The organism is Alphaproteobacteria bacterium SS10 (assembly GCA_019192455.1).
GTDB lineage: Bacteria > Pseudomonadota > Alphaproteobacteria > TMED2 > TMED2 > TMED2.
Window position 1 is genome coordinate 338616 of record JAHCML010000003.1, and the last position, 13702, is coordinate 352317.

Genomic DNA, 13702 nt, shown 5'->3' on the forward strand with positions numbered 1-13702 from the left:
AGTAATACGATGAAGAAACTACTCGCGACGCTGGCCGTTACGGCCCTCATCGCCTTGCCAGCTGAGATGGTTTGGGCCGTCGATGCCAGTCAGGAAGCGAAGGAGAAGGGCTTTGAGATTGCGGCCCGTTCCGATCGCTCCGACCGTGGCTTTGGTGATAGCCGGGTTGAGTTGAAGATGGTGCTGCGCAATGCCGCCGGCGCTGAAACCAGCCGGGACATGGAAATCTCCACCTTGGAGCTGCCCGATGAAGATATCGGTGACCGCAGTCTGCTAACCTTCTCCTCCCCACGGGATATCGAAGGCACGGCGCTGTTGTCCCATGCTCGCATCTTGGATCCCGATGATCAGTGGCTTTATCTGCCAGCGCTGAAGCGGGTGAAGCGCATCTCCTCAGCCAACAAATCTGGCCCGTTCGTCGGGTCTGAATTCGCGTTTGAGGACATCACCTCGCAAGAGCTGAACAAGTTCGACTATGTCTGGCTGCGTGAAGAGGCCTGCGGTGATCTGAACTGTGACGTGGTCGAGCGGTACCCGCTTTACGAAAACTCTGGCTATACCCGTCAGGTTGCCTGGATTGACCAAACCGACTTCCAGGTCCGTAAGGTTGAGTACTACGACCGCAAGGATGATCTGCTGAAGACCCAGACTTTTGAGGATTACCGCCTCTATAACGACAAGTTCTGGCGTGCCCAGGTGTTCCGGATGGTGAACCACCAAACCGGTAAGAGCACCGATCTAATCTTTGGCGATTACATCTTTGAGGTGGGCCTCGACGATGGTGACTTTGTGAAAGGTGTGCTGCGCCGTCAGCGTTAAGGCTGGGGGCTTGGGCTTTAAGGGGTAGGCAAGCTTATGCGTTGGTTTACGAGAGGCAGTGCGGCCTTGCTGGCACTGATTGCGACGCCTGCCCTGGCCCAGGAACTTGATCTGGGTGGGGTGTGGGAGAACACGGATATCAGCACCCAGCTCGCCTTTGAGCCGCGCTGGTTCCCCAGTGACCCGGCCTTCCCCGATCAGTTTGATGGCATTCAGTTCTCGGGCTTCATTCAACCTGAAATCTTCTGGGAGAATGATGACAGGGATGCCCAGGTTGCCTTGACCCCATTCCTGCGCCTCGATGCCCAGGATGATGAACGCACCCATTTCGACATGCGGGAAGCCTACTTCCGCCGCATCATTGATGATTGGGAAGTGTTGGTGGGCCTGAACCAGGTTTTCTGGGGCGTTACGGAATCCCGCCACCTAGTCAACATCATCAATCAGATCGATACGCTGGAAGACACGGCTGAGGAGGATTTCCTCGGCCAGCCCATGGTGCAGGTAGGGCACCAAACCGATATCGGTCGCTTTGATGCGTTCCTAATGCCGTATTTCCGGGAGCGGACCTTCGCCGGTCCTGACGGGCGCCTGCGTGGTCCCTTGCCGGTTGATACCGACCGGGCAGAGTATGAGAGCGATTTGGAAGAGCTGCGCCCTGATATTGCGCTCCGCTATGCCCATTTCATCGGTGATTTCGATGTCGGCCTGCACTACTTCCACGGCACTGGGCGGGAGCCTGACTTCCGCCTATCCGCCGATGGCACACGCCTGATCCCCCGCTATGTGGTGATCAATCAGGTTGGCGCTGATCTCCAATACACAACCGATGCCTGGCTTTGGAAATTTGAAGGCCTGGTGCGTGAGGGGCAGGGCGATACCTTTGCCGCCGCCGTTGCCGGGTTTGAGTACACGCTGTTCCAGGTATTGGAGAGTGATGCCGATCTCGGTTTTCTCGGTGAGGTGCTTTATGACGGCCGGGATGATGATGACCCGTCGGTCTTCCCCTCCGTGCTTGAGCGTGATGTCTTCATGGGCACGCGTCTGACCCTCAACGATATCCAAGACACCGCCATGTTGTTTGGTGTGACGGTTGATACTGAGGATGGCCTGGGCGGCTTCCGGTTAGAGGCTGAGCGCCGATTTGGCGATAGCTGGTTCGTTGAACTTGAGGCGCAGGCCTTCCTTGAAGATGATCCGGATAATCCTGCCTCGGTCTTTGACCGGGACAGCTTTGTCACCCTGCGCATTTCCAAGTATTTCTAAACTTACCCGGCGCCGGAACTAGAGCCTGAACCGCCTGTTGAGCCCTGTTGCTCCGCTGCTTCTTGGCGCAGCTGATGCTTGAGGGCGGCAGCTCCGGCGGCCTGTTTCTCGGCGCGCTGGTTGCGGCTCTCTTCATCCTCATCCTCAATGGCGACACGCACCTCGGGAGTTGAGAACTCGATGCCATTCTCAGCGAAGGCAGCCTGCACGGCGGCATAGGCATGACGCCGGATCAGGAACTGTTTGCCAGGTTTACACATGAACTTGGTGCTGATGACGAGGCCGTAATCATCCACCTCAATCACACCCTGGGATTTAAAGGGTTGGATGAAATCCTCCCCCACATCCGGGTGGTCCAACAGCTCTTGCCCGGTACGCTTCAGCAGCTTGCGCACCTTCTCCAAATCCGTGTCGAAGGCGAGGCGGAAGCGCAGCTTCATAATCGCCCAATCGCGGCTGTAATTCTGGATGGTCGCAATCTCACCAAACGGCACGGTGTTCAGTGCCCCACGGTGGTGGCGGAGTTGAAGGGAACGGGCATTGATCTTCTCAACTGAGCCCTTCACCGAGCCCAGATCGATGTACTCACCCTGCCTAAAGGCATCATCGATGAGGAAGAACGCACCGGAGACGATATCCCGGACAAGGGTCTGGGAGCCGAAGCCGATGGCGAGGCCCACAACACCAGCACCGGCTAGAACCGGACCGATATCTACACCGAGGGAGGACAGGATCATCATGCTGACGATCACCAGGATGATGGCTTGGCCGGTCCGTTTGATTAGCGGCAATAGGGTGCCAAGGCGGGACATGCCGGCGCCGCCGATCTCCATCTCAGCCAGATCTCCTTGTTCAGCGGCGAAGGCCTCGTTCTCATCGGCGATCTTCTTATCAAGCCAGATCCGCAAGCTCTCCCAGGTCGCGTAGGCGAGCAGCACAACGACCGCCACCTCAGTCAGTGCCCGCATGATCAAGGCGCCAACACTGGCATCATCAGCGGCACCTAAGAAGTTCACCCGCCAAGCGACGGTGAGGGCAAAGATGGCAGCCACCCAAAGGCCAAGGCGAACCACACGGGTGATGGCCGCCGGAATTGGCTCCTCAAGCCCGCGCACCTCACGCCCTAACACCGCATCCACAGGCGGCAGGGTGAGGCCCAGAACCACGGTGAATAGGGCAGCACCAAATAGCGGGACAAAACCCAGCAGGCCACTCACCAACGCGGCCAGCCAGAGCACAATGGCGGCAGTGGCCAGAAGCCAAGGATAGGATCGCGCGATGCGCCCCCGGTAAGAGCGAGGATCATCGGCCAACAGCGCCTCACTCAACGCACCACGATTGATAACGAATGCGGCGGCGAGGCCACCGGCGAGTGCTAAGCCGACCGAGGTCAGGAACAGGTAATGGGCATCACCGGTAACTCCCAACACGCCGAACAGTGAGCAGGTGAAGAAGCCAAAGGCGCCAAGGGCGGTGGCAAACAAGATTGTCGTGTTCAACCGCCGGGCCGATGGATCGTCAAAGGCCGGAATGCGGTAGGCCGGGGCCGGTAGGCTTAGATAGGCGCGCATACCGCCAGAGACGACGCGCATGATCAGGATGGCCGCCAGATAGAAGGCAAAGGCCACGCGGTCCCGCGGGTCCGCACCGCCCAACAGCATGAAGACAGTGGTCGCGATAACGGCAAAGATCACCATCTCAGCGCCATCACGGCTCAGGCTTAGCGCCATCACGCGTAGTTTGCGTGATAGGGGCACCGCGGCGTCATTAGCGCCAGCGGGTGGTGGGCGCCGTCGGGGCGAGGCGAAATGGGCAGCAGCCCAGCCAATACCGACCGAGAGCAGGAATAGCAGGACAAACTGCATCAACCCGCCGTCCTCGCGGCCCTGGGTCAGGGCGGTGGTGGCGGCGGTAAGGGCGTCACCCAGCTCGCCATAGCTGCCAAAGATATCGCCAAGGCGGGTCTGGACCGTGGTGAAGGCTTGTTGGAACTGATAGGCGAGATCGGCCGGGGTCCAGGCGGCACCCTGGTTGGCGGTTTCCTCGGTCAGCCGGTCAACAAACAGGGTGCGCAGCTCACCATCTGAGAGGCGCGCCAAATCCTCGGCGGTCAATTGATCCGTGTTGGTATCGGCCATGGCCGTCTCGATGCTCCCGCTTTTTCTTTTCAGTTTAGGCGGTTAGCCACGGTCACGCCAACTCACAACCACAATATGGCTGTGTGAGCATCGGTTGATGGTCGAAATGTTGGGAAGATTAAGACTGGTGGAGCTAAGCGGGATCGAACCGCTGACCTCCACAATGCCATTGTGGCGCTCTCCCAGCTGAGCTATAGCCCCGCACCAGTCTGAGCGGAGGTATTTAGGCGGTTAGCACCGGCCTGGCAAGCCTCAAAATTTCGCTGAGATGCTAAAGGCACCGAATTGCTGGCGACCACCCTGGGTCATGAATTCCTCAGTGCGGGTGACATAGGTGTAAGCCAGCTGCACGCCTCGAACCTGCATGGCGACACCAACCTGAAAATCAGCGACCAACGGACGTCGATCAACGCTGGGCCCGCCACTGCGTAACAGGTTGCCATCCAGGAAGATGTTGTAGCCAACAGCGCGTCCCACAACGCCGCCAAACACATACCAGCTGAAATCATCCTTTGGATCAAAGAAGCCGCCGCCCGCAAGCGCTGGCCTTACCCGCGGCGGGCCAAAATCATTGCGGAGATCTTGGCCAAACCGGAAGGTGACGCCGAGCTGCGCCTGGGTAAGCACATTACCGACGGAGAAGCCCGCACTGGGCGTGATGTCAAAGCCGTAACCGTCAAACAGGTCGTCTTCAGCGCCCTGCCAGTCGAAGACGCTGCGGAAGCTTCGGTCATAGCTGATCAGCAGCGCTGGTTCGTTTGCCAGTTGGTTGTCCCAGCCATTCGCCTCATCGACACCGATCAGTTTGTGGAAGTTGTTCTGAACCTGCTCGCCCAGTGCGGCATCGCCGACGATGCCCAATTGCAGGGTTAGGGTATCCAGCGCCTGTGGTCGCTCAACCTGCAGTGCAACCTCACCATAGAGATAACCAGCATAGGGATGCTGGTCGGGCAGGGGTTGGGTCGCCTCGATATCTTCTGGCGTGAAGATGCTATGCCCGGCGGCGAGGCCAAAGCGGATGTTGTCTGTGCCGTCGGCATCCAACAGCAGTCGCGCCGCCTTTGACGCGTCAGCGCCCAACCTCTGTGTTGGTGACAGGTACGAGATGCGGTTGCCGTTGGTGTAGTTGCGATCCGTCCCGCCGAAGGTGTCGTTCTCCCAGATGAAGGTGAAGGTGCCTTTCTCATCCGGCATCAGGTTGCGGCGGTCGCTATCATCGAGGCGCTGTGCCACCTCATCTGCAAGGGCGCTGAGGGATGGCAAGCAAAAGGCCAGGGCGGTGATTACCACCGCCACTGGCCCCAATGCTTTTCGGATTTTAGTCATCCGTCCGGTGACGTAGCTGGGTGACTTATTCGTCGTCACCGCCGCGCCGTTTCACATCGCCGAGGTCTTCGTCACCATCCATGTCGTCATCACTGACGAGGACGTCATCATCATCGATGTCATCGCCGAGGTCGCTATCAAGATCGTCGGCGTCATCATCGCCATCGTCATCTTCGTCTTCGTCCTTGGCGCCAGCGGCAACTGCGTCGTCATCGCCGTCGAGCTCATCAATCTCTTTGATGTTCTCGTCTTCCTCTTCCTCGAGCTCGTCCTCGTCGGTTTCAGCCGCCGTGGTTTCGAGATCTTCTTCCTCTTCTTCGACCTCCGCCTCTTTAGCCTTCTTCTTGGAAGCCTTCTTCGGTGCAGGTTTGTCGTCCGGTGCGGTCCGGCTGCGGCGTGACTTCAGCAGCGCCTCAGGGTCGTATTCGGTGCCACATGATGGGCAAACCGGTGGATTTTTCGCCATGTCGTAATAGCGAGTGCCGCAGTTAGGGCAGATGCGTTTGATGCCAAGGTCAACCTTGCTCACGGGGTCAAGCTCCTGATCGGATAAGGCTTTATGGGCCGAAACGGGGATGTTTCGGATAAATCGGTAGGTGATTAGGGCGTTTGCCATGGGCGGGACGCCTTGTCAAAGTCAAATTGGCGGTTTAATCCGGGGGTACATCTCGGTCGCGCAAAACGCGTCGCTTTTACGACATGATCCACGAAAACCATGGCCTCGAATGCCACAATGAAGCGCCCAATGGTGGCGCGCCGTTCCGATGCGCTAACCGGCACTATCCGGGTACCTGGCGACAAATCGATTTCCCACCGCTCTCTAATCTTCGGCGGATTGACCGTTGGTCGAACCGAAGTCACCGGCCTTTTGGAGGCGGAAGACGTCCTAAATACCATGGCTGCCATGCAAGCGCTCGGTGCCCGCATTGAGTACCGCAAGGGCCGTGGCGGGATGAGCAGCGAGGGCGGCTCGGTCAGTATTGACGGTGTTGGTGTTGGTGCACTCGCCGAACCTGACCGTGTGCTCGATATGGGCAATAGCGGTACCGCCGCCCGGCTGTTGGTTGGCCTGGTTGCCACCCATCCAATCACCACCTTCTTCACCGGCGACGCATCGCTGGTGAAGCGCCCCATGGCCCGGGTTACCGTGCCGCTGGGTCAGATGGGGGCGAACTTCCTCACCCGCTCAGGTGAGTTGGGTACGGGGCGTTTGCCCATGTCGGTTATTGGTGCCGAACTACCAATCCCGATTGAGTATCGCCTGCCGGTTGCCTCGGCGCAGGTCAAGTCAGCGGTTCTACTGGCCGGTCTGAACACGCCAGGTGAGACCAGCGTGATTGAGGATGTGCCAACCCGTGACCACACGGAAAACATGCTCAAGCATTTCGGCATTCCAGCCAGCATCACCGAGCTTGATGACGGTGCGTCCAAGATCACGGTCACAGGGCAGCAAGAGCTGGTTCCCGCCGCGATCCAGGTGCCGAGCGATCCATCCTCGGCTGCTTTCCCATTGGTTGCAGCGCTGCTGCGGCCTGGGTCGGATGTGACGATTGAGGCGGTGGGCATGAATGAACGCCGGACCGGCTTGTTCATCACGCTGCAGGAAATGGGTGCTGATATCACCATCCTGAACGAGCGGGTTGAGGCCGGCGAGCCTGTCGCTGATCTGCGGGTTCGCTATAGCAAACTTGAAGGCATTGAGGTGCCAGCCGAGCGCGCGGCAAGCATGATTGATGAATATCCCGTGCTGATGGCGGCGGCGTCCTGTGCCAAGGGCACAACCTATATGCCGGGTCTGCATGAGTTGCGGGTGAAGGAGAGTGATCGTCTGGCGATGATGGCCAAGGGTCTGGCCGCTTGCGGTGTTGATCTCACCGAGGGTGAAGAGGACCTTACCATTCGCGGAACGGGAGAACCGCCACGCGGCGGTGCAGAGGTGGAAACGGCTTTAGACCACCGAATTGCAATGAGTTTTCTCATTTTGGGTCAATCTACTGCAGAACCGGTCACTGTCGATGATGCCAGCCCAATCGCCACCAGCTTCCCAAACTTCACGAGTTTGATGGAAGGGCTAGGGGCGAAACTGCAGCGCGCGCCGATTTAGCGGTACCACTGCTTCCCGCTTGAGTTGATGATCAGCTCAATGCTGAGTTTCAGCGCGAAAATCGCTGAAAAAGCCAGCATAGGCAGCACCATCATCGACACATACGCGTCTTCCATGCCGAAGCCGTAGACCGCCAAAGCTATTGTTAAACCAACGAAAATAGCGATTGGCTTGGCATGTAGTGATGATTGCACGCCGAAATAGCTGCGGTAGCCGTATTTCGCGCCGCAGCCTCGGCAATGGGTTGCAACTGCCGGTATTCTTGTCTGGCAGTGCGGACAATTGATCATGTCGGTCATGCAAAAACCTCCCTGATGCCTCACACCAAAAGGTCTGCCCGATATGACCGAACAAGCAATCCGCGTACCGATTGCGGGTTTAGGTTAGCAGTTGATCGAGTAAGGTGTTGGTTTCGCTGATGAAATCATCCAAATCGCCATGGTTGTGGATGTAGTGTTCAGCGATGGCGATAGGCCCGCCCTTTTCTAGCTTCTCAATCTCGGCAATATCTCGCTGCCGGGCCTCATCAAAGGTGAGGGGGCGCACTTCCCGTTCCGCCAGGCGTTGGTGGCGTAGGCTGCGGGGTGCCACGATCCCTACCAGAACCAGATGCTCACCAAACTCAGCGCGCAGGGTTTTGTACTCTGAGAAGCTATAGAGCCCGTCAATGCCAACCCCCTTCTCGGTTGAGAGGTGAGTGCGCAGCTTTGGCAGGGCTAGCTGTGCCATGGCATCCATACCGTGCTTTTCCCGCAGTTCTTCGCGCACCGCGCGCTCATTCTCCGGCGTTGCGGGTAGGCCGCGATCACGCACCTCTTGCAGGACCAAGCCGCCGAAATAGACGATCGGCAAGCCGCGACGGCGAAGCTCTTCAGAAAACACGGATTTGCCCGAACCGGGCATGCCTACAGCTGCGATGATCATGGTGGTAAGTAACCAGTGATTGGGGTGGATCTGGGCCGGGGTTGTAGCACCAGGAATTCGCGCCCGCCAGCATGGCCGCCACGATGCTTGCAATTCGCCAGCGTGACGCCTATAACCCGCGGCGTTCAATGGTTTGGCTTACACATCCTGCTCTGCTGCTTGCCGGCGCGCGAGGTGTGATCTGACCCTCGGGCGTTTTTCATTTTTGAAGCGCTGGCAGGGACGCCGCTGAACACAAACGACCTTAAAGCCGTTGAAGACGCGCCGCTTACGCGACCGGTGCGGGACTTTGATGGTTTTGCCAACGGGTCTCCATCAACCTCTTACCCGTCGCGTGATAACTGGAGTTTTCATGGCTAAAGCTGCCGCTGCTGCGCAAGAAGAAAAGCTTTCTTTTGCGGATATGCTGGATGAGTCCCTCGGGGATTCTGAAGGTTTTGAGGGTACCGTTATTAAGGGTGTTGTGATCGCCCTGGATAGCGACGCCGCCCTGATCGATGTGGGCTTGAAATCCGAAGGGCGTGTGCCGCTTCGTGAATTCGCTGCACCAGGTCAAAAGGCTGATCTGAAGGTCGGTGACACCGTTGAGGTGTTCGTCGAGCGGATGGAAGACAAGAATGGCGAGGCCATGCTGTCGCGCGAGAAAGCTCGCCGCGAAGAAGCTTGGCAGCAGCTTGAGACTGCCTTCAACGACAACAACCGCGTCACCGGCACCATCTTTGGCCGCGTGAAGGGTGGTTTCACCGTTGATCTGAACGGCGCTGTTGCGTTCCTTCCAGGCAGCCAGGTTGATATCCGCCCAGTGCGCGATGTCTCCCCACTCATGGGTACGCCACAACCATTCCAAATCCTCAAAATGGATCGCAGCCGCGGCAACATCGTTGTCTCACGTCGTGCTGTCCTCGAGGAAAGCCGCGCCGAGGCACGGTCCGAGCTGGTCTCCAGCCTCAAAGAAGGCCAGGTCCTGCAAGGTGTGGTCAAAAACATCACCGATTACGGAGCGTTCGTTGATCTGGGTGGTGTGGACGGCCTGCTGCACGTCACCGATATCTCTTGGCGTCGCATCAACCACCCATCGGAAGCCCTGCAAATCGGCCAGTCGGTTGAAGTTCAGGTCATCCGCTTCAATGCTGAAACCCAGCGTATCTCGCTTGGCATGAAGCAGCTGGAAGCTGATCCATGGGATGGCGTTGAAGCCAAATACCCAGTCGGTGCCAAGTTCTCTGGCCGCGTTACCAACATCACCGACTACGGTGCGTTCGTTGAGCTGGAAGCCGGTATCGAAGGTCTGGTCCACGTCTCTGAGATGTCCTGGACCAAGAAGAACGTCCACCCCGGCAAAATCGTGTCCACCAGCCAGGAAGTCGATGTGGCTGTCCTGGATGTCGACCCGAACAAGCGTCGTATTTCCCTCGGCCTCAAGCAGACCATGGAAAACCCATGGGACAGCTTCTCCGCCAACTTCCAAGCTGGCGCAGAGATCGATGGCGATGTCCGCAACATCACCGAGTTCGGCCTGTTCGTTGGCCTGCCTGGCGATATCGAGGGCATGGTCCACATCTCCGATCTGGACTGGGAGCGGTCCGGTGAAGAAGCGATCAAGGACTACAACAAGGGCGATGCCATTAAGGTTAAAGTCCTTGAGGTCGACACCGAGAAAGAGCGTATCTCCCTCGGCGTGAAACAACTTTCTGACGATCCGTTCGAAGGTGCCGCTGGCTCCGTTAAGAAGAACGCAGTCGTTACCTGTACGGTTACCAAGCTCGAAGACAACGGCATTGAAGTCGAAGTCAGCGAAGGCGTCACCGGCTTCATCCGTAAGGCTGAGCTGTCCCGCGATCGCTCTGAGCAGCGTCCAGACCGCTTCGCCGTTGGCGAGAAGGTCGACGCGTTGGTCACCAATGTTGATCGCAGTGGTCGTAAGATCACCCTGTCGATCAAGCAGCGCGAAGCCGCTGAAGAGAAGCAAGCCATGGCTGAGTTCGGTTCTACCGACAGCGGCGCTTCACTCGGCGACATTCTCGGTGCCGCCATGGCGAAAGCCGAGGGCGCCGGCGAAGACGACGCTGAACAGGCCGACAAGTAAGCCTTAAACACTCAACCGGCGGATCGCTAAGCAGCGCTCCGCCGGTTGTTTTTATGCCTTTGGTGATTGGCCGTTCTGGCCGTTACCCACCCCCACACATTCCATATAGCGGACTGACGCCATGCTTCGTCGTGTTTGGTTTCGTTTGACCCGGCCTTTCCGACCCGCCCCACCACCGCCGCCTGCGGCTGAGGAAGCTGAGGCAGAGGGTGATGGCACGCCTGCCCGCCATTTTGTGTCGGACTATCGGAATTACGTAAGCCACCTGAAATCAGCGACCGACGAGAAGACCGCCATGGCGCTCGCTATCGGTGGTCAGTTTGAGGGCTTCGGTCAGATCCAGCTCGACCTGCTGCGGATGTTCGGCCTGAAGGACGGCATCTCGTTTGTTGATCTGGCCTGCGGGTCAGGGCGCACAGCCTCTGCAATCGCAAAGCATCATGAGGTTGAGTATCTCGGCGTTGATGTGGTGCCGGATCTGATCGCCTATGCCGCCAAGATCACGCCTGAGCATTTCCGTTTCGTGATCTCTGAGAATTTTGACATCGATGCACCCGATAACTCGGTCGATCTGATCTCCGCTTTCAGCCTGTTCACCCATTTGCAGCATGAGGAAACCTACCTCTACCTGGAAGAGGTGGCGCGGGTTCTGAAGCCGGGCGGCCGGATTGTTTTCTCATTCTTGGAATTCTCAATGCTGTCGCATTGGAATGTGTTCACCGTCACCAAGGACCAGGCGAAGGCCAACACCCGAACCCACCTCAATGTCTTTATTGAGCGTCCGGTTCTGGAGCTTTGGGCCGAGCATCTGGGGCTGACCATCCATCAGATTGTGCCGGGGAATGAGGAGGCAATCATGCTATCCGCACCCGCCAAACTGGATGATGGCACGGTTCTGAAAGAGAGCGCCGCCTTTGGTCAGACCGTCTGCGTGTTGGAGAAACCGGCTTAAAAATCATTGAAAAAGTGATTGGTTCGGGTGGTGTCGCCCCAATTTGGGGCGATTTTTCCGATGCAACCGCTTTTTTGCTCAAAAACCCCCAACGCCACGCTTGACGCCCCATGGCCCGCTTTGGCACTCTGCCAACGCTATGATTTAAATCATAAAATTCTGGCTATTGGATAAATCCTCACTGGGTCCCCGAAACGGTTTTCCAACACGGATTGTCTGATCAACTGGTTCAGTAACAAGCAGCCATCGCAAGTGGCCATCAAGGGCAATAAGCCTGACGGCATTTAAGATGAGACCGGTCGCTGGTGAACCAGATGGCCATCACGGGCCCGCCGCCTAATCAGGGGCGCCCGTAATTTTTAGGAGGAAGCGACCCGCATGACCAAATCCGAACTCATTCTTCGGCTGGCCGAACGCAATCCACATCTGTTCCAACGCGATGTTGAGCGCTTGGTTGCATGCGTTTTCGATGAAATCACCGATGCCCTGTCACGTGGTGACCGGGTTGAACTTCGCGGTTTTGGTGCCTTCTCAGTAAAGCATCGTGAGGCCCGTACCGGCCGTAACCCACGCACCGGCGCCAGCGTCGATGTGGAAGCGAAGTCCGTTCCATTCTTCAAAACCGGTAAGCAGCTGCGCGAGCGTCTGAACACCGATTAAGCCAGAAACCGTTACGCTGGAAACCAATGACCGAGAGTAAGAAAAGCAGCTTCTTAGGGCGCGTTATCGGCATGCCGGTTATCGCGATCTGTTCGCTGGTTCTGATCTCCTTTGCCCTTAGCAACCGAGGGCCAGTTGAGCTGTCGCTGTTCCCGCTGCCGGGTGCGGTGGCAATGCCGATGTTCTTGCCCTTGCTCGTCTTCATGCTTTTGGGCGCCTTCATTGGTGGCTTTGTCTCCTGGCGTAACGGGGCTGCAGCCCGCAAGGCAAAGCGGGCCGCTGAACGCCGGGTGCGTGAGCTGGAAGACGATACCAAACGCTTAAACGCCGAGCTGGCTAAGCGGCCACCGCCACCGGCACCGCAGGCTGTGCTCAGCCCGCCGAACCCACTATTGGTTCAAGAGCAGCCAGAGGCCAAAGCCTCTTAAACCCAAGCAGCTAAAGATCAGGGAGCGAACACTCAGCCATGCGCATTATTTCCGCCGCTGAGGTTGAGGCCGCCCTGGACTACCCCATGCTAATCGAGCGGTTGCGTCAGGCGTTTCGGTCTGGCGCTGAGGTGCCGTTGCGCCAGCATCTAACCATCCCCACCCATGGTGAGAATGACGGCAATCTGCTGATCATGCCAGCCTGGCAGGTTGGGCGGCATATTGGTGTGAAACTCGTCTCAGTCTTTCCTGACAATGCGAGCCAGAGCCTGCCAGCGGTAATCGGCAGCTACATGCTGATGGATGCTAAGACCGGTAAGCCTAAGGCGCTGATTGATGGCTCGGCGTTGACTGTTAAGCGCACCGCCTGTGCCTCTGCCTTGGCATCGGCCTACCTGTCCCGTAGTGACGCAACCCGGCTCTTAATGGTGGGAACGGGCGCACTTGCGCCACATCTGATCCTCGCCCACGCCGCCGTGCGTCCGATTAATGAGGTGCTGATCTGGGGTCGCTCCCAGGATAAGGCGAAGAGCCTAGCAAAGAAGCTAACCCGGTTCGTTGGCAAGCGTGGGCTCAGTATTCAAGCAACCGATGATTTGGAGGCTGCCGTGGGCGGCGCCCATATCGTCTCCTGTGCCACCCTATCCGCCGCGCCGTTGATCTATGGTGATTGGCTGGAAGATGGGGTGCATGTGGATTTGGTAGGCGCGTTCCGGCCGAATATGCGGGAATCTGATGATCGGGTCGTGGAGCGTGCGCGGGTCTTTGTCGACACCCGCGACGGTGCCTTAAGTGAGGCGGGCGACATCATGCAGCCGATAGAGAGTGGTATCCTTAGCGAGGATGATATCGCCGGTGATCTGTTTGACCTGACCCGCGGGGATCGCGGTGGCCGTCGCTTTTACGACCAGATCACCATGTTCAAATCTGTTGGCACGGCGCTGGAAGACTTGGCCGCCGCCGAACTCGCTTTTGAGCGCGCCTAACCGGCGGAGGAGA

General features: G+C 58.0%; 13 protein-coding genes and 1 tRNA gene. 8 read left to right on the forward strand and 6 right to left on the reverse strand.

Features of this window, described 5'->3' with window-relative positions:
* The first annotated feature begins 9 nt into the window (after positions 1 to 9).
* Positions 10 to 819 (forward strand): outer membrane lipoprotein-sorting protein, encoded by an 810-nt coding sequence (locus KI792_02025; GenBank protein ID MBV6631792.1) that lies wholly within the window; start codon positions 10 to 12, stop codon positions 817 to 819.
* A 36-nt stretch (positions 820 to 855) separates the two neighbouring features.
* Entirely contained in the window at positions 856 to 2085 is a 1230-nt protein-coding gene (locus KI792_02030; GenBank protein MBV6631793.1) for a hypothetical protein, read from the forward strand.
* Positions 2086 to 2087: 2 nt separating this feature from the next.
* Here KI792_02030 and KI792_02035 read toward each other — a convergent pair whose 3' ends face one another.
* The 4 genes from KI792_02035 to KI792_02050 all read right to left on the reverse strand — a co-directional run bounded on the left by KI792_02035 (position 2088) and on the right by KI792_02050 (position 6078).
* Positions 2088 to 4223 (reverse strand): mechanosensitive ion channel family protein, encoded by a 2136-nt coding sequence (locus KI792_02035; protein ID MBV6631794.1) that lies wholly within the window; start codon positions 4221 to 4223, stop codon positions 2088 to 2090.
* Between the two features lie 125 nt (positions 4224 to 4348).
* A tRNA-Ala gene (locus tag KI792_02040) sits at positions 4349 to 4424 on the reverse strand.
* A gap of 51 nt (positions 4425 to 4475) precedes the next feature.
* Positions 4476 to 5588, reverse strand: a complete 1113-nt coding sequence (locus KI792_02045; GenBank protein MBV6631795.1) for a lipid A deacylase LpxR family protein — start codon at positions 5586 to 5588, stop codon at positions 4476 to 4478.
* On the reverse strand, positions 5575 to 6078 hold the full coding sequence (locus tag KI792_02050; GenBank protein ID MBV6631796.1) for a TIGR02300 family protein: 504 nt from the start codon (positions 6076 to 6078) through the stop codon (positions 5575 to 5577). Before KI792_02050 ends, KI792_02045 begins: the two co-directional genes overlap by 14 nt.
* A 186-nt stretch (positions 6079 to 6264) precedes the next feature.
* On the opposite strand from KI792_02050, the gene aroA reads away from it, so the two are divergent.
* Positions 6265 to 7653, forward strand: a complete 1389-nt coding sequence (aroA, locus tag KI792_02055; protein MBV6631797.1) for a 3-phosphoshikimate 1-carboxyvinyltransferase — start codon at positions 6265 to 6267, stop codon at positions 7651 to 7653.
* On the opposite strand, the gene KI792_02060 is transcribed toward aroA, so the two are convergent.
* Together KI792_02060 and KI792_02065 are read right to left on the reverse strand one after the other, a co-directional pair.
* Positions 7650 to 7952 carry a hypothetical protein gene (locus KI792_02060; GenBank protein MBV6631798.1) on the reverse strand — a complete coding sequence of 101 codons (303 nt, stop codon included), beginning with the start codon at positions 7950 to 7952 and terminating at the stop codon, positions 7650 to 7652. The two genes, aroA and KI792_02060, sit on opposite strands and share 4 nt — an antisense overlap.
* Positions 7953 to 8031: 79 nt before the next feature.
* A complete protein-coding gene (locus KI792_02065) occupies positions 8032 to 8577 on the reverse strand; it encodes an AAA family ATPase (GenBank protein MBV6631799.1) in 546 nt (181 codons plus the stop codon).
* 352 nt (positions 8578 to 8929) lie between these two features.
* On the opposite strand from KI792_02065, the gene rpsA reads away from it, so the two are divergent.
* From rpsA to KI792_02090, 5 genes are all read left to right on the forward strand, one after another.
* Positions 8930 to 10663, forward strand: coding sequence for a 30S ribosomal protein S1 (gene rpsA / locus KI792_02070; protein MBV6631800.1), 1734 nt, complete (start codon positions 8930 to 8932; stop codon positions 10661 to 10663).
* Positions 10664 to 10784: 121 nt separating this feature from the next.
* Complete coding sequence (locus tag KI792_02075) at positions 10785 to 11615, forward strand: class I SAM-dependent methyltransferase (GenBank protein ID MBV6631801.1); 831 nt, start codon at positions 10785 to 10787, stop codon at positions 11613 to 11615.
* Positions 11616 to 11993: 378 nt separating this feature from the next.
* Positions 11994 to 12275: an integration host factor subunit beta gene (gene ihfB / locus KI792_02080; GenBank protein MBV6631802.1), complete on the forward strand. Its 282-nt coding sequence runs from the start codon at positions 11994 to 11996 to the stop codon at positions 12273 to 12275.
* Between the two features lie 26 nt (positions 12276 to 12301).
* Entirely contained in the window at positions 12302 to 12703 is a 402-nt protein-coding gene (locus tag KI792_02085; GenBank protein ID MBV6631803.1) for a LapA family protein, read from the forward strand.
* 38 nt (positions 12704 to 12741) lie between these two features.
* A complete protein-coding gene (locus KI792_02090) occupies positions 12742 to 13689 on the forward strand; it encodes an ornithine cyclodeaminase family protein (protein MBV6631804.1) in 948 nt (315 codons plus the stop codon).
* The last annotated feature ends 13 nt before the right edge of the window (positions 13690 to 13702 follow it).